Here is a 20,261-nt window from a genome sequence, read left to right as displayed (position 1 = left end):
CTCAGCGGGTCGAGGCCCCCGTCGAGTTCCGCAGCACCAGCCGCGACGGCAGGACCAGCTGCTGGGCGGCAGCGCCGGTGCGGTTGGGCGCGCCCGCCGCCTCGAGCAGCAGCTCGACCGCTGCGCGGCCCAGGTCGGCGTGCACGCCCCCGAGCGTGGTCAGGCTCGGGGTGCAGAGGTCGGCGGCGAAGATGTCGTCGAACCCGCTGACGCTCACGTCGCCCGGCACCCGGACGCCGCGGGCGGCCAGGCGGCGGAGCACGCCGATGGCGAGCAGGTCGTTGTGGGCGATGAACGCCGTCGCGCCGGTGGTCAGCGCGGCGTCGGCCGCGGCGCCACCGTGCGAGACGGTCGGCGTGTAGGGCCCCATCCGGGTCACCGTCAGCCCCAGCTCCTCCGCCGCGTCGCGGATCGCCGTCCACCTGTTCGCCGACGTCCAGGAGTTGCGGGGTCCGGAGAGGCACACCAGCTTCGAGTGACCCAGCGACGCCAGGTGGGCGACCAGTTGCCGGCAGCCCTCCCGCTGGTCGAGGACGACGCTCGGGATGCCCGCGGCCTGGCGGTTCAGCAGGACGACGGAGTGCGAGGCGGCCAGCTGGCCGAGGCTCTCGTCGGGCAGCCGGCTCGCCGCCAGCAGGAAGCCGTCGACGGAGCGCATCAGCCGGCTGATCTGCTCCCACTCGATCCGCGGCGACTCCTCGGCGTTGACGAGCACCAGCGTGAACGCCGAGGACTTCGCCCGCAGCTCCGCGCCCCGGATGATCTCGAAGAAGTGCGGGTTGGTGATGTCCGAGACGACCATCGCCAGCGTCTGGGTGCGCCGCGAGGTCAGGGCACGGGCGTGCGGGTTCGGCTCGTAGCCCAGCTCGTGGGCGACCCGCAGGACGCGCTCCCGGGTTCCCGCGCTGACCCGCTGGGGGTTGCTGAACGCCCGGGAGACGGTGGAGGTCGCCACGCCGGCGCTGCGGGCGACGTCGTAGATGGTCGGGCTGGTCACGGCGTGATGTAAGCGTGATCAGCTCGTTCTGGCAACACCGTGGCAACTGCTTGCCGCGGTGCTGAGCTGGTCTCTAGCGTCCCTCCCTGCTGTGACACGCAGCACAGCGTCGACCGAAGGAGCGCGAGCCAGTGACGGCTCCGAACGACCCACCCACCCGCTGGTGGTCACGCCCGGTTCGGGTGGTCACCGCCATCGAGATCGGGCTGGCCGCCGCAGCGACGGTGCTCATGTTCCTGCTCGTCCTCGCCCAGGCGGGCCAGCGGTACCTGCCCATCGACGGCTGGCCCTGGACCGGTGAGCTGGCCCGCTTCTGCCTGGTCTGGCTCGCCTTCGTCGTGACCGGCGTCCTCGTGACCACGGACGGGCACATCGCCCTCGAGGTGGTCGACCTGGTCAAGAACCCGCTCGTGGTGCGGGCCGTCCGGGTGTTCGCCTGCCTGGTCGTCGCGGCCATCGGCGCCGGCTTCGCCGTCGAGGCCTTCGAGCTGATGCAGTCGCAGGCGCGGCTGAAGTCGCCCTCGCTCAGGATGCCGATGCCCTGGCTGTACGTGCTCCCGCTGATCGGCTTCGTGAGCACTGCCGTGCGCGGACTCGTCGCGGCCGGCGTCATCGCCGTCCGCGGGGTGCCCGCCGGGCACGCCCCGATGATGGCCGGTGTCGAGTGACCATCCTCTGGCTGACCCTGGCCATCACCGCGCTGCTGTGCCTGCGGGTTCCCGTCGCGTTCGCGTTCCTGGGTCCCTGCCTGGCCTACATGTGGATCGAGGGGCAGTCGATCGGCGCGAGCCTCCGGCTGCTCACGGCCGCCACCGCCAGCTTCCCGCTGCTGGCCGTGCCGCTGTTCATCCTGCTCGGCGTCATCGCCAACAAGGGCGGCATCGCCGACCGGCTCTTCGACTTCGCCCTGGCGCTCTTCGGCCGGGTCCGGGGCAGCCTCGGCTACGTCAGCGTGGGGGTGAGCCTGGGGTTCTCCTGGATGAGCGGCTCGGCGGTCGCCGACGCGGCCGCGCTGGGCAAGGTCGAGATCCCGGCCATGCAGCGCAACGGCTACCCGCTCAAGTTCGCGCTCGGCGTCACCGGCGCCGCGTCGCTGATCGCCCCGGTCATGCCGCCGAGCATCCCGGCGGTCATCTACGCCGGCCTGGCCGCCGTCTCCACCGGTGCGCTGTTCGCCGCATCGGTCGTCCCCGCGCTGCTCATGGCGTTCGGGCTCTGCGTCGTCGTCTTCGTCCTGGTGCGCCGGTACCCCGACATCCAGGTGACCCAGTTCTCCATGCCCCGGGTGCTGCACACCGGCCGCCGGGTCCTCGGCCCGCTGGGCGCGCCGGTGATCATCCTGGGCGGCATCCTCTCCGGCGCCTTCACACCGACCGAGGCCGCCGCCGTCGGCGTCGCCTACATGCTGGTGCTCTGCCTCTGCTACCGGAGCCTCAAGCTCCGCGACCTGCCCGAGGTGCTCAAGGAGACCGTCCTGGTGTCGGCCGCGGTCATGCTGATCGTCTCCTCGGCGTCCCTGCTGGGCTACATCATGGCCAGGGAGCGGGTGCCGCAGCAGCTGTCGGAGGCGATCTTCGCGCTGACCGACGACCCCACGGTCTTCCTGCTGCTCGTGGCGATCGTGATCCTGATCCTCGGCACCGCCATCGACCCCACGGCGATCCTCGTGCTGACCGTCCCGATCATCCTGCCGATCAGCAACCAGTTCGGCGTGGACCCGATCGCGCTCGGCGTGCTGCTGATCATCTCGAACATGATCGGCCTGCTCACCCCGCCGGTCGGCACGGTCCTCTACGTGCTCAGCTCGATCACCAAGGCACCCACCGGACTGGTCTTCCGCGGCTCGCTGCCGTTCATGATCCCGCTGCTGGTCATCTGCGCCCTGATCATCCTCTTCCCCGACGCCGTGACCTGGCTCCCCGAGCAGCTCGGCCTGTGACCCGCCGCGGGCACGGCCCGCCCGCACAGTCGTCCCCCGGGTCAGCCGGGGGCCGGTCCACCGCACACCCGTCCTGCTGCCGGGTGCACCACCGGCGCCTGACGTCCGACGACCAGAACTCTCGAACCCAACGGAGGGACCTCATGAAGACTCGTTCTCGGCGCCAGCGCACTGCGCTCGCCCTCGCGATGACCGTGCCCGTGCTGCTCGCGGCTGCCTGTGGCGGCAGCGACGACGGCGGAGGCGATGGCGGGGGCGGTGGCTCGGCCGGCGAGGAGGTGGAGATCACCCTCGCCCACAGCTACACCGACGACCAGCCGCAGGCGCGCTGCGGCGCCCAGGTCATCGCCGACGAGGTCGCGTCCGCCGACGTCGGCGTGACGGTGGAGATCTTCGGGGCCAGCCAGCTGGGCGGCGACGCCGACCGCGTCAACGCCGTGGCGGCCGGTGACCACGACATGGACATCCAGGGTGCCTCGGCCCTGGGGGCCATCTACGAGCCCATCGGCGTGGTCGACGCGGCCTACGCCTTCGACGACGCCGAGCACCTGGCGACCTTCTTCGGTGGTGACGCGTCGGCCACCGTCCGGCAGGACTTCGCCGACTCGACCGGGGTGCAGATCCTCGGCGCCTGGTCCGCCGGCGCCCGCCACTTCACCGCCAGCGAGCCGATCCGTGAGCCCGCCGACCTCGACGGCCTGCGGATGCGGTTCCCCAACTCCCCGCAGTACCTGATGAACGCCGAGGCACTGGGCGCCACCCCGACCGAGGTCGCCTTCGAGGAGCTCTACCTGGCCCTCCAGCAGGGCATCGTCGACGGCCAGGAGAACCCGATCACGAACATCGCGGCCCAGAACTACGCCGAGGTGCAGGACTACCTCAGCCTCTCCGCGCACCAGCAGAACTCCAACCTCGTGGTCATCGGCCCGGTCTGGGACGAGCTGTCGGAGGAGCAGCAGGAGGCGCTGTCCGCGGCCGTCGACGCGGCCGTCGAGCAGGTCCCCCAGTGCGTCGAGGAGCTCGAGCAGACGCAGCTCGACGAGTGGGCGTCCGGCGGCGACTTCGAGGTGGTGGACGACGTGGACGTCGACGCGTTCCGCGAGCAGGCGGAGGACTACTTCTCCGAGAACTACAGCGGTGACCAGCTGGCGGTCTACGAGGCGATCCGCGGCTCGGCGGAGTGACGGCCCGGGCTCCGGGGTGAGCCGACCAGCCACCCCGGGGCCGCTCACGGGCGGACAGCCCGCCCACCTCGGCAGGAGAGACGACCATGCTCAGCGGGACGACGACGCTCATCGCCCACCTCGGCTACCCCACCCACGCCTTCAAGGCGCCGATGATCTACAACCCGTGGTTCGAGGCGCACCGGATCGACGCGGTGGTCGTGCCGATGGGCGTGCGCGCCGACGACTACCGGGAGTTCTTCTCCGCCCTGTTCACGCTGACCAACGTCCACGGCGCGCTGGTCACGATGCCGCACAAGGTGACCACCACCGAGCTGGTCGACGACCTGTCCCGGGCCGCGCGGGTGGCCGGTGCGGCCAACGCGGTGCTCCGGCGGGACGACGGCACGCTGGTCGGCGACCAGTTCGACGGCACCGGGTTCGTGCGCGGCGTCGTCCGCAAGGGCTTCGACCCGGCCGGACGGCGGGCGCTGGTGGTCGGGAACGGCGGCGTCGGCTCGCCGATCGCGGCGTCGCTGGCCGAGGCCGGGGTCGCCGCGCTCGGGTTGTTCGACCCCGGGGCAGGGGTCAGCGACCGGCTGTCCGGTCGGCTCCTCGACCACTTCCCCGGGCTGGAGGTGCTGACCGGCTCCGCGGACCCGGCCGGCTACGACCTGGTCGTCAACGCCTCCCCGCTGGGCATGTCCGACACCGACCCGCTGCCCGTCGACGTCACCCGCCTCTCCCCCGCGACCTTCGTCGGCGAGGTGGTCATGCACCGCAGGATCACCCCGCTGCTGGCGGCAGCCACGGCCCGCGGCTGCCCGGTCCAGGTCGGCACCGACATGCTCTACGAGCAGATCCCGGCCTACCTCGAGTTCTTCGGCTTCGGCTCGGCCACGCCGGAGGAGCTGCGCGCCCTGGCCCCGCTGGACGACTGAGGTGTCGACGTCCCCCGCCCCCGACACCGACGCGCTGGCCCGGCTGCGGCCGACCGTGCCCGGCACCTGGCGGGTGCTCGCGTTCGCCTACGGCTTCCGGACCGGTCTCCGCGGGCAGCACTTCCTGGGCCACGACGAGCGGTCCACCGAACCACACCCCACGGCCTACTACGTGTGGCTCGCGGTGTCCGACCGGCACGTGGTCATGGTCGACGCCGGGATCGGGCGCGACCGGGCCGCGACGATGCCCGGCATGAGCTACCTCGGCTCACCGGTCGAGCTGCTGGCGCAGGTCGGCGTGACCCCGGACCAGGTCGACCGGGCGGTGCTCACCCACCTGCACTACGACCACACCGGCACCGTCGCCGACCTGCCCGCGGCCACCTACGTCGTCCAGGAGACCGAGTGGCAGTACTGGACCGGACCGTGGCCGCAGCGGATCACCCGGGAGCGCTGGCTCTGGTCACCCGAGGACCTGGCCCACCTGGGCGCCGCCGAGCGGCAGGGCCGGCTGCAGGTCGTCGACGGGGACGTCGAGCTGCTGCCGGGGCTCAGCCTGCACCTGGTCGGCGGCCACACGGCGGGGATGCAGGTGGTCCGGCTGCGCACCGGGCTGGGCCACGTGGTCCTGGCGTCCGACGCGAGCCACTTCTACGAGAACCTCGGCACCGACCGGCCGGCGCCACTGCTGCACTGCACGACCGCCGTCCACGGTGCCTTCGACCGGATCAGCGAGCTCGCTGACCGGCTCGAGCTGGTCGTGCCGGGCCACGACCCGGCCGTCCTCGAGCGGCACCCGGCGGCGACGCCGGCCCTCACCGGCCGGGTCGTGCAGATCGCCTGACGGCGACCGCCGCTGTCCGGGTCGGTGCTCAGCGGCCGACCTGGCCGACCGGTCGATAGCGGAGGTTGACCTCCTCGACCGGGTCGCCGTTGAGGAACTCCAACTGCACCGGGGACCCGCCCGGGTGGTCGTACAGCCGCACCCCGTCCCCGAGCAGCACGGGCAGGACGTGCAGGTCCACCTCGTCGAGCAGGCCGCGCTCCAGCAGCTGCCGGCCGATGCTCGGGGAGAGCACCTCGACGTTCTTGCCCCCGGCGGCCTGCCGGGCGATGTGCACCGCCTCGGCGACGTCACAGCTGAGGAAGGTCACCCTGTCGGCGGGCTCGGCGTCCTCGGGGTGGTGGGTCAGCACGAAGACCGGCCCGCTCCACGCACCGCCGTACACGGCACCTGCGTCCGGGAAGGCGTCCCAGCCGTCGCGTCCGCCGAGCACCGCACCGGTCGTCTCGACGTACTCCTCGACGAGGCCCGGCCGGTTCGTCGCCTCGGGCATCCAGTCCATGCCGTGACCCGGGCCCGCGACGTACCCGTCGAGGGACATCGAGAAGTGCCACAGCACCTTGCCTTCGGCTGTCCGGGGACTCGTGTCGTGCATGGGGACCACTCCTTCGCGACGAGGTGAGTCGAGTGACTCACCCCCTTGACGGTAGGGGCGCACGAGAGGTGAGTCAATGGACTCACAGCTCGTGCCAGACTGCCGCCATGACCCGCGAGCTGCCCGAGTACCACCAGCGCGTGGCCGACGAGAACCGCGCGGCCGTCCTCGCCGCCGCCGAGGCCCTGTTCCTCGAGAGCGGCTACGACCGGACGTCGCTGGCCCGTGTCGCCGAGAACGCGGGAGTCTCCAGGGCGACGCTGTTCAAGCAGTTCCCGACCAAGGCGCTGCTGTTCGAGGCGACCGTGCTCGCCGTCGGGCAGAGCCCGGGGGGAACCGTCCCCGTCCCCCCGACCGGCGACCTCTCAGCCGGCCTCCTGGCGTTGGGCCGGGCGTACGCCGACGTGCTGCTGCAGCCCCGGACGGCTGGGCTGATCCGGCTCGTCATCGCCGAGGCCCCCCGGTTCGCCGAGCTGCGCGAGCGGACCTTCGACTTCGGGACGCTCCCCGCCCTCGCCGCTCTGGGAAGCTACCTGCGCGCCGAGCAGGACGCGGGTCGGGCTCACATGGAGTCCCCGGGGATCGCGTCCGCGCAGTTCCTCGGCATGATCGCGAGCGCGGTCTTCTGGCCCCGCCTGGTCCACGCCGGCTGGTCGATCACCGAGGAGGAGCAGCAGCGCGCGGTCGAGGAGGCCGTGACGACGATGGTCGCCCGTTACGGGGTCCAGCCCGACGCGCGGACTCCGGCGTGAACCGCGGGGCCCCGCCGGCCGGCGCCCTGACGTGACCGGCGGGAGCCGACACGGGCCTCGGCCGGGCCGAGGCCCGGCCCGCCAGGCCGCCGACCGACGTCAGTTGCCGTGCGGGTCGAGGTGGTTGAGGGTCGCGACGACGTGGTCGTAGTCGCCACGCGCCTCGCCGTAGCGGAGGAACTTCACGTTCTCCACCTGGATCTCCCGCGCGTCCGGCTGGGTCCGGATCAGCTCGGTGACCTCGTCGACGAAGTCGGCGAGGGGCATGGCGAACTCGCTCTCCTCCTGGCCCGGCAGCAGGGCGGTGCGCACCGACGGCGGCTCGAGCTCGACCACCGACACGCTGGTGCCCGCCAGCTGGAGCCGGAGGGACTCGCTCAGCATGTGGACCGCGGCCTTCGTGGCGTTGTAGCTGGGCGTGATCCGCAGCGGCGCGAACGCCAGCCCGGAGGAGACCGTCATGATCGTGGCGGCGGGCCGGGAGCGCAGGTGCTCGACGAACGCGGCGATGAGGCGGATCGGACCGAGCAGGTTGGTCGTGACCGTCTCCTCGGCCGAGGAGAGGAACTGGCTCGTCGTCCAGTCCTCGACCCGCATGATCCCGGCCATCGTGACCAGCACGTCCACGTCGGGGTGGTCGGCCAGGACCTGGGCAGCGGCACGCTGGATGCTCACCGGGTCGGTGGTGTCGATCTGGACGGCGTGCAGGCCGGGGTGCTCGGCCACGATCTGCTCCAGCAGCGCGGTGCGCCGCCCGCCGACGATGACGGTGTTGCCCTCCTGCTGCAGGCGCAGCGCCAGGGCCAGGCCGATGCCGCTGGTCGCGCCGGGGATGAAGACGGTGTTGCCTGCGATGTCCATGCCCGGAGCGTCGGCCGGGTCCGGAGCCCGTGGCAGAGCGCGGTGATCGGGGGATCGCCGGTCCCTGGTTCCCGCCGGCGTGCAGCGGCGACACTCGTCCGGTGAACCGGGACGACCTGGCCGACTTCCTCGTCCGGCGCCGCAGCGGCCTCCAGCCTGCGGACGTCGGGCTGAGCGCGGGCCCGCGCCGGCGCACCGCCGGGTTGCGTCGGGAGGAGGTCGCGCAGCTCGCCGCGATGTCCACCGACTACTACACGCGCCTGGAGCAGCGGCGCGGCCCGCAGCCGAGCACGCAGATGCTCGCCTCGCTGGCCCGGGCCCTCCGGCTGACCGCGGACGAGCGCGCCTACCTCTACCGGGTTGCCGGGCACGCCGCCCCCGACACCGTCGGCGGCAGCGACCACATCGCCCCGGGGCTGCTGCGCGTCCTCGACCGCCTCACCGACACCCCGGCGCTGATCCTGTCCGCGCTGGGCGAGACGCTCGTGCAGAACGACCCGGCGAGGGCCCTGTTCGGGGACGTCAGCCACCTGACCGGCTGGGAGCGCAGCGGCATCTACCGCTGGTTCGTGCACCCCGAGCGGGAACGGGCCAGCTACCCGGAGGACGACCGCGACCGGCACAGCCGGGGCCACGTGGCCTCGCTCCGTGCCGCGTACGGGTCGATGGGAGCGGCCTCCCGGGCCGGGGAGCTGGTCCGGGTGCTCACCCGGACGAGCCCGGAGTTCGCGCGGCTGTGGGAGGCCCACGAGGTGGCCCGGCGGTTCGAGGACCACAAGGTGCTCCTGCACCCCGAGGTCGGCGCCATCGAGGTCGACTGCCAGGCGCTGTTCACCGAGGACGCGTCGCAGGTGCTGCTCGTGCTCACCGCTCCCCCGGGTACCGACGCCGCGAGCAGGCTCGCGCTCCTCGCCGTCCTCGGCACCCAGGCCTTCGCCCCGGAGCACTAGGACCGGGGCGCCCCAAGGCCGTGGGCGGCGCCGGCCTGCCCGACCCGGCTCAGGGAACCAGAGACGCTCTGACGTCTCCACGTCCGTGTCGATGGTCGACGTGCTGCCGGGTCGGGCGTTCAGCGGTGGTGGGTGGAGGGAGTGGTCGACGCGGTGTCGGCGGGCTGGTCGGTGGGCGTGGCGCGCAGCCCGCGGTCGATGAGGTCGATGAGCCACTCGAAGCTCTCGTCGACGTCGACTGCCCACTGGAACCCGCCGGTCGCCTGCAGCGTGGCGAAGCCGTGGAAGACGCTGCGCAGCGCACGCAGGGCGTGGGTCGCCTGCTCCGGAGGGACGTCGTAGCCGCGCAGCACCGCGGAGAAGGGACCCAGCCCGCGGATCGCGGCGATCGCCATCGGGTCATCGGGTCCGGTGGCGGTGAGCCCGATGGTGGCCGCGTACCGGCCGGGGTGGGTGACCACGAACTCGCGCATCGCCCGGGCCGCCGCCCCGAGTGCGTCCCGGCCGGCGCGGCCCTGCGTGGCCGCGCCGACCGCGTCGGCGACCTCGTCGAGGGCGAGGACGGCGATCCGCCGGTGCAGGTCCTCCTGGCTGGCCACGTGCTTGTACAGCGAGGGGGTGCGGACGCCGAGCCGGTCGGCCAGCCGTGCCATCGTCAGCTCGGGGAACCCGATCTCGTCGGCCAGCTCGGCCGCGGCCGCGACGACCACCCCGGCGTCCAGGCCCGCCCTAGGCACGGTGACCGGCCTGGGTGTGGTCGGCGAGGAAGGGCAGGACCGCGGCGAGGACCTGCTCGGGGTGCTCGACGTGGGGGTAGTGCCCGGCCCCCTCGATCACCACCAGGCGGCCCAGGCCGGTGGGCAGGTCGGCGACGATCGCCTCGCCCTCGGCCCTCGGCGACACCCAGTCCGGGTCGGCGCCGCCCTGCACGACCAGCACCGGGCGGGTCACGTTGGGCAGCTGCGCACCGGCATCGGTGGGCGGGGTCTTGCCCATCGCCTGCAGGGCCTTCATCCGGCCCGGCTCCGCCAGCATGGCCGTGATCTGCTGCAGGCGGCTGTCCCAGTCCGCGGGCTTGGCGCCGGGGTAGGCGGCGTCCAGGTACTTGGCCCACTGCCGGGTGCTGCCCAGGATCGCCGTGCCCATCAGGTGGATCGCGCCGCGCCGGTAGGTGCCCACCCGGAAGTCACCGAGCTTGACCTGCTGCTTGCGCGTGAACGGGGCGAGCTCGACGACCGCCGTCACCAGCTCCGGGGCCTGGGCTGCGGCGATCGTGACCGCACCGCCGGCGATCGAGTGGCCAACCAGGACCGCGGGCCCGCCCAGGTGCCGCACCAGCGCGATCAGGTCGCCGGCCAGTGCAGTGCGGGTGTGGGCCGGCCACCCCACGCTGGACTCGCCGTGGCCGCGCAGGTCGACCGCCGCCACCCGGTAGCCGGCCTCCACCAGGGAGGGGGTGAGGAAGCGGTAGGCCGCGCGGCTGTCACCCATGCCGTGAGCCAGGACCACGAGGGGCCCTGCCGTGCCGGTCAGCTCGTAGGCGAGGGTCCCGCCGTCGATGGTCAGGTACTCGGTCATCTCGTCCTCCGGTGCAGTGGCTTATGTCGTTAGCCATAAGCTACTGGCCATAGCCGCCGAGGTCAAGACGTGAGCTGGCGCCTGTCCGGCACTCTCGTGTCGGCGTTCCACGCCGCACCCCCTCCCTCAGTCCTCGGCGTGCTGCGGTGCCTCGGCGTGCAGAGGCAGGAGGACCCGGAACACCGCTCCTGCGCCGAGAGCGGTGTCGATCTCGACGCGCCCGTGGTGGGCGGCGACCAGCGACTGGACGATCGCCAGCCCCAGACCGGCGCCACCGCCACCGGCTCGCCCGCGCCCGTCGTCGGCGCGGTAGAAGCGGTCGAAGACCCGGGCGGCCTGCTCCGCGGTCATCCCCGGCCCGTCGTCGCCCAGCTCGAGGACCGCCTCGCCGGCGTGGGTGCCGACGCCGATCCGCACCCGCGCGCCGGGCGGCGTGTGGGCGACGGCGTTGCCGATCAGGTTGGAGGTGACCTGCCGCAGCCGCGCCTCGTCGCCGAGGACGGGTGCGCTGCCCGGCGGACCGCCGCCGGGACCGGTCAGGGTGACCGGCCGTCCGGGGTCGAGGACGTGCAGGTCGTGCAGGGCGTCGGCGGCGAGGGTGCGGAGGTCCATCGGGCTGAGCCGCAGCGGGAGCCCGCCGCTGGCGTCGTCCTCGTCGAGGCGGGCGAGCAGCAGCAGGTCCTCGACCAGCCGGGCGAGCCGGGCTGCCTCGCCCTCGATCCGGCCCATCGCTCGGTCCACGTCGGCGCGCTCGGGCAGGCCGCTCATCCGGTACAGCTCGGTGTAGCCCTTGATGCCGAACAGCGGCGTGCGCAGCTCGTGGCTGGCGTCGGCGACGAACCGGCGCATCCGGTCCGCGGTGGCCGCGCGTGCTGCGTCCCCGGCCTCGATCCGGTCCAGCATGCCGTTGAGCGCGGCGGACAACCGCCCCAGCTCCGTCCGCCCGGAGGCCAGATCCGGTACCCGCGGCGCCAGGTCTCCGTGGGCGATGGACGCCGCCGTCGTCTCGACCAGGCGCAGCGGGCGCAGCCCGGCGCGGACGGCGAACCACGCCGCCCCGGCGACCAGGACGACCACGACGGCGTCGATCGACAGCGCGAGGACGCCGAGGTCGCGGAGCGTCTCGTCGGTCTCCGCCATGGACACGGCGACGACGACGGTGCCGCCCTGCGCGGGCGTGGCCACCACCCGCCAGGCGTGTCCACCTGCCCGGGCCGGCGCCTCGAACGGCCGCTCCCCGCGCGCCTCGACCGCCGCCGCGTCCAGGGGGGGCAGCGCGGGCGGGCTGCCGGTGGCCGGCCGGACGACCCGCTGCACCGCGCCGTCCGGGCGGAGCACCACCAGGTGCACGTCACCGGTCAGCGCCCCCTCCACGGCGTTGCGCACCTGCGGTGCCGGGGCTCCCGGTGCGACGAGGACGACCGGCGGCTGCGCCGCCAGTGCGGCGGCTGCCTGCAGTCGGTCGTCCAACTGGTCCACCAGGCTGCGCTCCAGCAGGACGGCGAGCGCGGCGGTGCTGCCCAGCAGGGCCGCCAGCACCAGCACCAGGGTGATGACCAGGAGCCGGGCGCGCAGCGAGAGCCGGTGGGGCCGGCGCCGCCGCACCGGCGGCGCGCTCACGACCGGGGCCGGTGCAGCAGGTAGCCGGTGCCGCGCACGGTGATGAGCAGCTTCGGGTCCCCCGGGTCGATCTTGCGGCGCAGGTAGCTGATGTAGGTGGCGACGATGCTGTCGTCCCCGCCGAAGTCGTAGTGCCAGACGAGCTCGAGGAGCTGGGGCTTGGACAGCACCTGCCCGGCGTGCTCCATCAGGACCCGGAGCAGGCTGAACTCCGTGCGCGACAGGTGCACGGGCTGCCCACCCCGGGTCACCTGATGGCTGTGGGTGTCCAGCTCCAGGTCGCCCACGACCAGCCGGCCGTCCCCGGGGTCGCCCCCGGTGCGACGGAGCACGGCCTGGATCCGCAGCACGAGCTCCTCCAGGTTGAACGGCTTGGTGACGTAGTCGTCGCCCCCGGCCCGCAGTCCGCTGATCCGGTCCTCGGGTGCGTCGCGCGCGGTGAGGAAGAGCACCGGGGGGAACGCCACTCCTGCCGCCGGGTGCTGCTCGCGCATCCGGCGGAGCACCTGGAAGCCGTCGATGTCGGGCAGCATCACGTCGAGCACGATCAGGTCGGGGCGCTGACCGCGGACGGCGGTCAGCGCCTCGGACCCGGTCGCCGCCGTGACGACGTCGAACCCAGCGAGCCGGAGGCTCGCCGACAGCAGTTCACGCAGCGTGGGCTCGTCCTCCACGACCAGCAGCCGCTGTGCGGTCATCCCATCCCCGTCCCTCGATCGTGGGTCCGCGCCAGAGTCTGGCCCGCCGCCCCGGGCCCCCTACGCGTCGCGCTTGCCGAACACGACGAACCCCGCCGTGAGGAGCACCGCGACAGCGGCTGCCATGAGCCCCAGGCCCGCCCACGGCCCGAGCAGGTCGGGGTCGCGGTAGCCGGTGATGATCTGCCCGCCGGCCATCGGCGGCCAGTACGTCGACACCCAGTCCCCCAGCGTGCCGGGCAGGGCGGGCGCGAACGCCTGGACGATGAGCAGCACGCCGAACAGCGTGGTCACCGTCGCCGTCGTGCTGCGGATGACGGTCCCGATCGCGAGCCCGAGGAGCGCGGCCAGGGTCAGGTACAGGCTGCCGCCGACGATGCCCCGGAGGGCCAGGCCGTCGGAGAGCGCCAGGTGCGGGGCGTCCTGACCGGCCAGAGAGGCCTGGCCGATGACGAAGCCGGTGGCGGACACGAGCAGGCCGACCGGCAGCGCCACCCCCGCCAGCACCAGGGCCTTGGCGCCCAGGACCCGCGCCCGGTGCGGCACGGAGGTCAGCGTGCTGACGATCGTGCGGGCGCCGTACTCGGACGTGATCACCAGCCCACCCAGCAGACCGAGTGCGATCTGGGCCAGCAGGTACCCCATCAGGCTGATGGCCAGCGGATCGAAGGTGGCCTGCTCCGCAGCCGTCAGGCGCGCGTGGTCGCCGCCGGCGGAGGAGCCGTTGAGTGCGGCGAGCCCGGCGGTGGACGCCAGGGTGCCGAGCACGACGAACAGGCTCGAGCGCATCGTGCGGATCTTGATCCACTCGGAGCCCACCGCGTGCCGGAACCGGGCCCGCGCCGCCGGCTGCTCCACGGCGACCGAGCCCTCCCCGGCCGGGCTGCCCTCGGCAGCCAGCGCGGACCGGGTGGTCGTGGCGCTCATCGGGTGCTCCCCTTGTCCGACCGGTACTCCTGCGCTTCCCGGGTCATGTCCACGAACGCCTGCTCCAGCGAGGGCTGGCGGGGTGTGAGCTCGTGCAGTTCCAGGCCGGCGGCTGCGGCCAGCGCACCGATCTCCGCCGCCTCCAGGCCCGTCACCAGGAGGCCGGGAACGCCGTCGACGTCGTCGGTGCGCACGCCCGCCCGGTCGGCCAGCAGCCGGCGCAGCGCCTCGACCTGCGGGCTGCGGACCACGACCTGGCGGTCGGAGTGCGCAGCGATGAACTCCGCCATCGAGGTGTCGGCGATCAGCCTGCCGCGTCCGATGACGATGAGGTGGTCGGCGGTCAGCTCCATCTCGCTCATCAGGTGGCTCGACATGAGCACGGTGCGCCCCTCGGCGGCCATCCGGCGCATGAGCGATCGGATCCAGACGATGCCCTCGGGGTCCAGCCCGTTGAGCGGCTCGTCGAAGATGAGCACCGGCGGGTCGCCCAGCAGCGCCGCGGCGATCCCGAGCCGCTGCCGCATCCCCAGCGAGAAGGTGCCCGTCCGGCGTCGGCCCACCGACTCCAGCCCGACCTCGGCCAGCACCTCCGCCACGCGGCCCTGCGGGATCCCGTTCCCCGCGGCCAGCGCCAGCAGGTGGTGGTGGGCCCGGCGGCTGGGCAGCACCGCACCCGGGTCGAGCAGCGCCCCCACCGACCGCAACGGCATCGGCTGGGCGACGTACGGCCGCCCGTCGACGGTGGCGGTCCCCGAGGTGGCCGCGTCCAGCCCGAGGATCAAGCGCATCGTCGTGGACTTGCCCGAGCCGTTGGGACCGAGGAAACCGGTCACCTGCCCCGAGGGGACGGTGAAGCTCAGGTGGTCCACGGCGAGGACGTCGCCGTACTCCTTGGTGAGCTCGTCCACGTCGATCATCGCTGCTCCCGGTCCGGTGCGCCCTGTGCACGCGAGGACCGCGTGCACCACCAACGGTCGCGTGCCCGGATGGGCGTCGGGTGCACGGACATGGGAGTTCCATGGGAGAACGGCGCGGCCCTCCCCCGGACGGCGGGGCATGCGTGCCGCCGGCGTCGGGATCCCGGCCGCAGCGGGGCCGTCGCCGCGGGCACGGGGTCGCCGTTCCCACGTGGCGCTCAGAGACGTCGATGAACAGCCCATGCGGTGGCGTGAGTGTCGAGCTGCGCACGCGGGAGCCGGACGCGACCAGCACACCGGCACCGCTCCACGACCAAGGGGCACCGACATGGCACACCTGCTGCACCGACTGGGGTCGTTCTCGGTACGACACCGACGACTCGTGATCATCTCGTGGCTGATCGGCATCGTCGCGCTCAGCGCCGGCGCCATCGGCATCTCCAAGCCGTTCTCCGACGGGTTCAGCGTCCCGGGCACCGAGTCGCAGGACGCCATCGAGCTGATCGAGGCCCGCACCCCCGGCGCGGACGCCGACGCCGCGTCCGGTCGGGTGGTCTTCGCCGCACCGGAGGGGCAGTCGCTCGGCTCCGGTGCCGGTCGGTCCGCCGTCGAACAGGCCATCGGCGCCATCGGTCAGGTGCCCGGCGTCGCCGAGGTCAGCGATCCCTACACCTCCGAGGCCGTGTCGACCGACGGCGCGACCGCGTACGCGGACGTCGACTTCGCCATCCCGGCCGGGGAGATCGCCACGGAGCAGACCGACGGGGTCGCGGCCGCCGTGCAGCCGGCCCAGGACGCCGGGCTCCGGGTCGAGGTGGGCGGCGATGCAGCCGCCGCACCCGCGGAGGCCCCGATCGGGGAGGTCCTGGGCATCGTCGTGGCAGCGCTCGTGCTGACCATCACCTTCGGCTCGGTCATCGCGGCCGGCCTGCCCCTGCTCACCGCCGCGCTGGGCGTGGCCGTCGGCATCATGGGCGCCCTCGCCGCCACCGCGTTCACCGACCTGGACAGCAACACCACCACGCTGACCCTCATGCTCGGCCTGGCCGTGGGCATCGACTACGCGCTGCTCGTGCTCACCCGGCACCGCGCGCAGGTGCGGGCGGGCATGGACATCGGCCCGTCGATCGCCAAGGCCGTGGCCACCGCCGGGTCGGCGGTCGTGTTCGCCGGCACGACGGTCGTCATCGCCCTCGTCGCGCTGCTCGTGACCGGCATCCCGCTGCTGCAGCAGATGGGCCTGGCCACCGCCTTCACCGTCGCCGTCGCCGTCGCGGTGAACCTCACGCTGGTGCCCGCCCTGATGGCCGTCATGGGCCGCCGCGCCGTCCGCGGCAAGGTCTTCCTGGAGACCGACAGCGCGGCCGCCGCAGCGCGCCCCACCCTGGGAGCGCGCTGGATCGGGCTGGTCGTGAAGCGCCGCATCGTCGCGATCGTCATCCCGGTGGTCGCCCTCGGCGCGCTGGCGGTCCCCGCGCTGGACATGGAGCTGGCCCTGCCCGGGGACGCCGCGCTGTCCCCGGAGAGCACCCAGCGCCAGGCCTACGACCTGCTCAGCGAGGGCTTCGGTCCCGGCTTCAACGGTCCCCTCACGGTGGCCACCGTCCTCCCGACCGGTGTCGGCGGTGAGGCGGCAGCTGCTGAGGTGGCGACCCAGCTCGGCCGGGTCGACGGGGTCGCTGCGGTCTCCCCGCCCCAGCTCAACCCCGAGGGGGACCTGGCTCTCATCCAGGTCGTCCCGACGACCGGGCCGACCGACCCGGCCACCACGGACCTCGTCCGCAGCATCCGCGACGCAGCCGGTGGGATCGAGTCGGCAACGGGGACCGAGGTCCTGGTCACCGGGCAGACCGCCGTGGAGATCGACGCCTCGCAGAAGATGGCGGACGCGCTGATCCCCTACCTCGCCGTGATCGTCGGCCTGGCGCTGCTGGTCCTGCTGCTGGCCTTCCGCTCCGTCCTGGTCCCGCTGACCGCCCTCGCGGGGTTCCTCCTCACGATCGCGGCCACCTTCGGCGCGGTCGTGTCGGTGTTCCAGAACGGGCACGCCGCCGGCCTGCTGGGCGTCGACCAGACCGGACCGCTGGCGAGCATCCTGCCGGTGGTCATGATCGGCGTCCTCTTCGGGCTGGCCATGGACTACCAGATCTTCCTGGTCTCCCGCATGCGCGAGGAGGTCCGGCGCGGAGCCACGCCCGTCGACGCCGTCCGCGACGGGTTCCGGCACGGCGCCCGCGTCGTGACGGCCGCCGCACTGATCATGACCGCCGTCTTCTCCGGGTTCATGATCCCGGACGACCCCATCATCAAGTCGGTCGGCTTCGCCTTCGCCCTCGGCGTGCTCATCGACGCCTTCGTCGTCCGGATGACGCTCATCCCGGCCCTGATGCTCCTCATGGGCCGGCGCGCCTGGTACCTGCCCCGCTGGCTGGACCGGGCGCTGCCGGAGGTGGACCTGGACGGCGCAGCGATGGACGCCGGACCCTCCTCGGAACAGCCTCCCCGGGAGGCCGTGCTGGCGGCCGCCGGTTCCGCGACGGCCGAGACGTCGCCGGAGACCGGCGGCGGCAGCCGTGACCAGGCACGCGGGTGAAGTGGTACGCGGACGCCCCGGCCATGCGGGCCCGCCAGGTGGTCACCGACGTGGTGGTCGTGCTCTGGTGCCTGACGAGCACCCGGGTCGCCGTGGCGACGAGCAGCGTGCTGCGCCAGGTCCAGGAGCCGACCGAGCGCCTGCGGAGCGCCGGCGACCTGCTCGCCGACGGTCCCGGCCCCGTCGGGGACGCCGGCGAGCGGCTGGCAGCGGCGGGCACGAAGGCGCACGACGCGGTCGGCCGGGCGTCGTTGGTCCTCGGGCTGGTCGTCGCCGTGGTCCTGATGGGCTGGGTCGCTGCCCGGTGGGTGCCGCGCCGGGTGCACCACGCCCGTGAGGCGGGCGCGGTCCTCGCCCTGCACCGGGACGTCGACGCACTGGCGCTGCGCGCGGCGACGACCCTGCCGCTGCACCGCCTGGCCCGCCTCGGTCCCGACCCGGTCGCCCGCTGGCGGCGCGGGGAGCCCGGTGCCGCTGCGCAGCTGGCAGCCCTCCAGTGCCAGGAGTTCGGCGTCCACCCACCCCACGACCCGGGGCGACCGCCGGGCTCCACCAGCGGATGACCGGACGCCGGCAGTGCGGCACCTGTCCCCTGGTCCCGCACTGCCGGCAACCACTCGACCTCCTCCCCCGCGCCGGGTCGCACCGGCGTCCCCCTGCACCGGGAGTCCTCATGCACATGTCCGCCCAGCTCGTCCGGTATCCCCAGGCCCTGCTCGTGCGGGTGGCCGGGGAGCTCGACGTCACGACCGCACCGGTGCTCGATCAGGTGCTGCGCACCGCCACCCGCCTGCTGTCGGCCGGAGCCGGCCGCGGCACCGGGTCGATCGAGGACGACCGCGGGCTGTGGGTCGACCTGAGCGACCTGCAGTCGGTCGACGACACCGGGCTGGTCCCGCTGCGGTCAGCCCAGCAGCGCCTGGCGGCGGACGGCCGACGCCTGCACCTGACGGTGGCTCCCGCGACCATGCTGCGGCTGCTCGCCCTGCCCGACGCTCGGTTGCTGGCCGCCGAGCCCCCGGCGCCCGCGGCGGCGGCACGGTGATCGGCGGCCTGGTGGACACCGCGATGGACCTGATGTCCTCACCGTGGGCGTACCTGGTGATCGTGCTCGTGGCCCTCGCCGACGCCCTGGCTCCCGTGGTGCCCAGCGAGACGGTGGTGATCACCGCCGCGGTGCTCGCTGCATCCGGTCCGACCAGCGTGCCGCTCGTGGTCCTCACCGCTGCGGTCGGCGCCATGCTCGGCGACCACCTCTCGTACCTGGTCGGACGGACGACGAGCAGGTGGACCGCCGGGAGGGACTCCGCTGGACGGCGCGCCCGCACTCTGCGACGAGCCGGCTCGGTGCTGGCCGGACGCGGGGGCATGGCCCTCGTCGTCGCCCGTTACGTACCCGGCGGGCGCACCGCGGTGACCCTGGCCATGGGCGCCCTGCGCCACCCACTCGCCAGGTTCACCGGGTGGGACGCCATCGCCGCCTCCAGCTGGGCGGGGTACTGCACGGTCATCGGCGTCGTGGGGGGCAGCGCCCTCGCCGAGGACCCCCTTCCCGCCGTCCTCCTCGGCATGACCACCGCCCTGGTCATCGCCGCCATGGCTGAGGTCTGGCGTCAGGTGCACCGGCGCCGGCCGCGAGGCAGCGGTGTCCCGACCACGGCCGCCCCCTGACGCCGGTGCGTGGCAGCCCGGCGGTCAGAGCCCGGACGACGCTCGACCCGGCCGCCGGCGCAGCTCTCACCGCAGGTGCCGGGCGAAGAACCAGTTCGCGGCGTCCCCCTCGAAGTGCGGGACGCCGGTGTGCCCGCCCGTGTTGGCGTGCAGGGTCTTCTCCCTGGAGCCGAAGGCGTCGAACAGCTCCAGTGCCACCTGCCGGTCGTTGCCCTCGTCGTCCCACTGCAACAGGACGTGCAGCGGGATGGTGACCTGCCGGGCCTCCTCCAGCACGCTGCGCGGCACGTGGCTGCCGGCGAAGAGCACGGCCGCCCTGATCCGCGGCTCGACCACCGCCAGCCGGACGCCGATGGAGATCACCCCACCCGCCAGCCCGACCGGCCCCCCGACCTCGGGCACCGCGAGGAGGGCGTCCAGCGCTGCCCGCCACTCGGGGACGGCTTGGTCGACCAACGGGAGCACGAGCCGGTCGACCGTCCCGTCGTCCACCGGCTCGCCGGCCGCCAGGGCCCGGTGCAGGTCGGTGCGGGCCTCCTCGGCGGCGGCTGACCGGGGCCGGTCGCCGCCTCCGGGGAGCTCGATCGTGGCCGCGGCGAAGCCCGCCGCCAGCGCGTGCCGTGCCCGGGCCAGCAGCCGGGGGTACATCGCGCGCAGCCCGCCGGGGTGGCCGAGCAGGATCAGCGGCGCAGGGTCGGCGGGGTCCCCGGGCGTCCAGAGGATGCCGGGGACCTCGCCGAGGGTGAAGGCGCGCTCGACGACGTGGTCGTCGAGGCGCCGTTCGGAGACGAACTGCATGGTCGTGCCCTTCGGGAGTGCGGAACGGCGCTCCCGGACGACCTACCGCCCGACCGCGACCCCGGAGGGGAGCACCCATGTCGTCACTGCGGTCACGGGTACCACCTCCTCGTCCTCCGGCACGGCCGACGGGAAGGTAGCAGCGCTCGTCCCGACCCATCGAGCCATTTCCCACCCCCGGGTCGACTCCTCACGCGCTCGCGCGGGCGGCGGACGGCGTGGACCTCGAACTCGACGCGGAAGGCGCTGGAGAACATGGAGTGCGTGCGGCGGAGGCTCCACCCGACGCAGACCACGTCGACCGGCGACAGCAGCGGAAGCAGCGTCAGCGCGACGACGAAGGCGGCGTAGACGCCGACGAGGTAGGTGCCGGCAGTCCGTCCCCCCTCGACCACCCCGGCACGTCGTCCCATC

The 20,261-nt window shown here is 73.6% G+C and carries 21 protein-coding genes; 11 read left to right on the top strand and 10 right to left on the bottom strand.

The annotated features are described in order from the left end of the window. Window position 1 precedes the first annotated feature (1 nt). The gene (locus FHX36_RS02205) at window positions 2–997 is read right to left on the bottom strand and encodes a LacI family DNA-binding transcriptional regulator (protein ID WP_110550359.1); all 996 of its coding nucleotides are present in this window, start codon (window positions 995–997) and stop codon (window positions 2–4) included. A 182-nt stretch (window positions 998–1,179) separates the two neighbouring features. Here FHX36_RS02205 and FHX36_RS02200 point away from each other — a divergent pair, with 182 nt between their 5' ends. The 5 genes from FHX36_RS02200 to FHX36_RS02180 all read left to right on the top strand — a co-directional run bounded on the left by FHX36_RS02200 (window position 1,180) and on the right by FHX36_RS02180 (window position 5,884). Continuing rightward, entirely contained in the window at window positions 1,180–1,665 is a 486-nt protein-coding gene (locus FHX36_RS02200; protein ID WP_110550361.1) for a TRAP transporter small permease, read from the top strand. Further along, window positions 1,662–2,936: a TRAP transporter large permease gene (locus FHX36_RS02195; RefSeq protein ID WP_110550363.1), complete on the top strand. Its 1,275-nt coding sequence runs from the start codon at window positions 1,662–1,664 to the stop codon at window positions 2,934–2,936. Before FHX36_RS02200 ends, FHX36_RS02195 begins: the two co-directional genes overlap by 4 nt. A 143-nt stretch (window positions 2,937–3,079) precedes the next feature. Then, window positions 3,080–4,120 (top strand): DctP family TRAP transporter solute-binding subunit, encoded by a 1,041-nt coding sequence (locus FHX36_RS02190; protein ID WP_110550365.1) that lies wholly within the window; start codon window positions 3,080–3,082, stop codon window positions 4,118–4,120. Window positions 4,121–4,206: 86 nt separating this feature from the next. Then, window positions 4,207–5,040 carry a shikimate dehydrogenase family protein gene (locus tag FHX36_RS02185; protein WP_110550366.1) on the top strand — a complete coding sequence of 278 codons (834 nt, stop codon included), beginning with the start codon at window positions 4,207–4,209 and terminating at the stop codon, window positions 5,038–5,040. A gap of 1 nt (window position 5,041) precedes the next feature. Next, the gene (locus FHX36_RS02180) at window positions 5,042–5,884 is read left to right on the top strand and encodes an N-acyl homoserine lactonase family protein (RefSeq protein ID WP_220035771.1); all 843 of its coding nucleotides are present in this window, start codon (window positions 5,042–5,044) and stop codon (window positions 5,882–5,884) included. 28 nt (window positions 5,885–5,912) lie between these two features. Here the strand turns inward: FHX36_RS02180 and FHX36_RS02175 are convergent, their stop codons facing one another. Then, on the bottom strand, window positions 5,913–6,479 hold the full coding sequence (locus tag FHX36_RS02175) for a dihydrofolate reductase family protein (RefSeq protein WP_110550368.1): 567 nt from the start codon (window positions 6,477–6,479) through the stop codon (window positions 5,913–5,915). 107 nt (window positions 6,480–6,586) lie between these two features. Here FHX36_RS02175 and FHX36_RS02170 point away from each other — a divergent pair, with 107 nt between their 5' ends. Beyond that, the gene (locus tag FHX36_RS02170) at window positions 6,587–7,231 is read left to right on the top strand and encodes a TetR/AcrR family transcriptional regulator (RefSeq protein WP_110550370.1); all 645 of its coding nucleotides are present in this window, start codon (window positions 6,587–6,589) and stop codon (window positions 7,229–7,231) included. Window positions 7,232–7,330: 99 nt separating this feature from the next. On the opposite strand, the gene FHX36_RS02165 is transcribed toward FHX36_RS02170, so the two are convergent. After that, on the bottom strand, window positions 7,331–8,092 hold the full coding sequence (locus tag FHX36_RS02165; protein WP_110550372.1) for an SDR family oxidoreductase: 762 nt from the start codon (window positions 8,090–8,092) through the stop codon (window positions 7,331–7,333). A 101-nt stretch (window positions 8,093–8,193) separates the two neighbouring features. Here FHX36_RS02165 and FHX36_RS02160 point away from each other — a divergent pair, with 101 nt between their 5' ends. Further along, a complete protein-coding gene (locus FHX36_RS02160) occupies window positions 8,194–9,042 on the top strand; it encodes a helix-turn-helix transcriptional regulator (protein WP_110550374.1) in 849 nt (282 codons plus the stop codon). Window positions 9,043–9,161: 119 nt separating this feature from the next. Here the strand turns inward: FHX36_RS02160 and FHX36_RS02155 are convergent, their stop codons facing one another. The 6 genes from FHX36_RS02155 to FHX36_RS02130 form a co-directional block, all read right to left on the bottom strand. After that, window positions 9,162–9,779, bottom strand: coding sequence for a TetR-like C-terminal domain-containing protein (locus FHX36_RS02155; protein ID WP_110550375.1), 618 nt, complete (start codon window positions 9,777–9,779; stop codon window positions 9,162–9,164). Continuing rightward, the gene (locus FHX36_RS02150; RefSeq protein WP_110550377.1) at window positions 9,772–10,620 is read right to left on the bottom strand and encodes an alpha/beta fold hydrolase; all 849 of its coding nucleotides are present in this window, start codon (window positions 10,618–10,620) and stop codon (window positions 9,772–9,774) included. The genes FHX36_RS02155 and FHX36_RS02150 overlap by 8 nt, the downstream gene beginning before the upstream one ends. 126 nt (window positions 10,621–10,746) lie before the next feature. Next, the gene (locus FHX36_RS02145; protein ID WP_220035772.1) at window positions 10,747–12,240 is read right to left on the bottom strand and encodes a HAMP domain-containing sensor histidine kinase; all 1,494 of its coding nucleotides are present in this window, start codon (window positions 12,238–12,240) and stop codon (window positions 10,747–10,749) included. Next, window positions 12,237–12,938 carry a response regulator transcription factor gene (locus tag FHX36_RS02140; RefSeq protein WP_110550379.1) on the bottom strand — a complete coding sequence of 234 codons (702 nt, stop codon included), beginning with the start codon at window positions 12,936–12,938 and terminating at the stop codon, window positions 12,237–12,239. Before FHX36_RS02140 ends, FHX36_RS02145 begins: the two co-directional genes overlap by 4 nt. 60 nt (window positions 12,939–12,998) lie before the next feature. Beyond that, complete coding sequence (locus FHX36_RS02135; RefSeq protein ID WP_220035773.1) at window positions 12,999–13,865, bottom strand: hypothetical protein; 867 nt, start codon at window positions 13,863–13,865, stop codon at window positions 12,999–13,001. Next, on the bottom strand, window positions 13,862–14,785 hold the full coding sequence (locus FHX36_RS02130) for an ABC transporter ATP-binding protein (protein WP_110550381.1): 924 nt from the start codon (window positions 14,783–14,785) through the stop codon (window positions 13,862–13,864). Before FHX36_RS02130 ends, FHX36_RS02135 begins: the two co-directional genes overlap by 4 nt. Before the next feature lie 382 nt (window positions 14,786–15,167). Here FHX36_RS02130 and FHX36_RS02125 point away from each other — a divergent pair, with 382 nt between their 5' ends. From FHX36_RS02125 to FHX36_RS02110, 4 genes are all read left to right on the top strand, one after another. Then, window positions 15,168–17,378 (top strand): MMPL family transporter, encoded by a 2,211-nt coding sequence (locus tag FHX36_RS02125; RefSeq protein ID WP_220035774.1) that lies wholly within the window; start codon window positions 15,168–15,170, stop codon window positions 17,376–17,378. Continuing rightward, window positions 17,375–17,941, top strand: coding sequence for a hypothetical protein (locus FHX36_RS02120; protein WP_110550385.1), 567 nt, complete (start codon window positions 17,375–17,377; stop codon window positions 17,939–17,941). Before FHX36_RS02125 ends, FHX36_RS02120 begins: the two co-directional genes overlap by 4 nt. Window positions 17,942–18,051: 110 nt before the next feature. Beyond that, the gene (locus FHX36_RS02115) at window positions 18,052–18,423 is read left to right on the top strand and encodes an STAS domain-containing protein (protein WP_110550387.1); all 372 of its coding nucleotides are present in this window, start codon (window positions 18,052–18,054) and stop codon (window positions 18,421–18,423) included. A gap of 11 nt (window positions 18,424–18,434) precedes the next feature. Next, entirely contained in the window at window positions 18,435–19,049 is a 615-nt protein-coding gene (locus tag FHX36_RS02110) for a DedA family protein (protein WP_220035775.1), read from the top strand. Between the two features lie 66 nt (window positions 19,050–19,115). On the opposite strand, the gene FHX36_RS02105 is transcribed toward FHX36_RS02110, so the two are convergent. After that, complete coding sequence (locus FHX36_RS02105; RefSeq protein WP_110550389.1) at window positions 19,116–19,847, bottom strand: dienelactone hydrolase family protein; 732 nt, start codon at window positions 19,845–19,847, stop codon at window positions 19,116–19,118. Window positions 19,848–20,261 lie beyond the last annotated feature (414 nt).

Source organism: Modestobacter versicolor (assembly GCF_014195485.1).
In the GTDB taxonomy this organism is placed as follows: domain Bacteria; phylum Actinomycetota; class Actinomycetes; order Mycobacteriales; family Geodermatophilaceae; genus Modestobacter; species Modestobacter versicolor.
Note: the sequence above shows the minus strand (reverse complement) of the source record. Positions and strands in the feature narration are given on the sequence as shown.

Bases quoted from the DNA above. Each gene is read 5' to 3' on its own strand.
- FHX36_RS02190 (WP_110550365.1), top strand. From the start codon at position 3,080: ATGAAGACTCGTTCTCGGCGCCAGCGCACTGCGCTCGCCCTCGCGATG.
- FHX36_RS02185 (WP_110550366.1), top strand. From the start codon at position 4,207: ATGCTCAGCGGGACGACGACGCTCATCGCCCACCTCGGCTACCCCACC.
- FHX36_RS02175 (WP_110550368.1), bottom strand. From the start codon at position 6,479: ATGCACGACACGAGTCCCCGGACAGCCGAAGGCAAGGTGCTGTGGCAC.
- FHX36_RS02170 (WP_110550370.1), top strand. From the start codon at position 6,587: ATGACCCGCGAGCTGCCCGAGTACCACCAGCGCGTGGCCGACGAGAAC.
- FHX36_RS02165 (WP_110550372.1), bottom strand. From the start codon at position 8,092: ATGGACATCGCAGGCAACACCGTCTTCATCCCCGGCGCGACCAGCGGC.
- FHX36_RS02150 (WP_110550377.1), bottom strand. From the start codon at position 10,620: ATGACCGAGTACCTGACCATCGACGGCGGGACCCTCGCCTACGAGCTG.
- FHX36_RS02140 (WP_110550379.1), bottom strand. From the start codon at position 12,938: ATGACCGCACAGCGGCTGCTGGTCGTGGAGGACGAGCCCACGCTGCGT.
- FHX36_RS02135 (WP_220035773.1), bottom strand. From the start codon at position 13,865: ATGAGCGCCACGACCACCCGGTCCGCGCTGGCTGCCGAGGGCAGCCCG.
- FHX36_RS02130 (WP_110550381.1), bottom strand. From the start codon at position 14,785: ATGATCGACGTGGACGAGCTCACCAAGGAGTACGGCGACGTCCTCGCC.
- FHX36_RS02115 (WP_110550387.1), top strand. From the start codon at position 18,052: ATGCACATGTCCGCCCAGCTCGTCCGGTATCCCCAGGCCCTGCTCGTG.
- FHX36_RS02105 (WP_110550389.1), bottom strand. From the start codon at position 19,847: ATGCAGTTCGTCTCCGAACGGCGCCTCGACGACCACGTCGTCGAGCGC.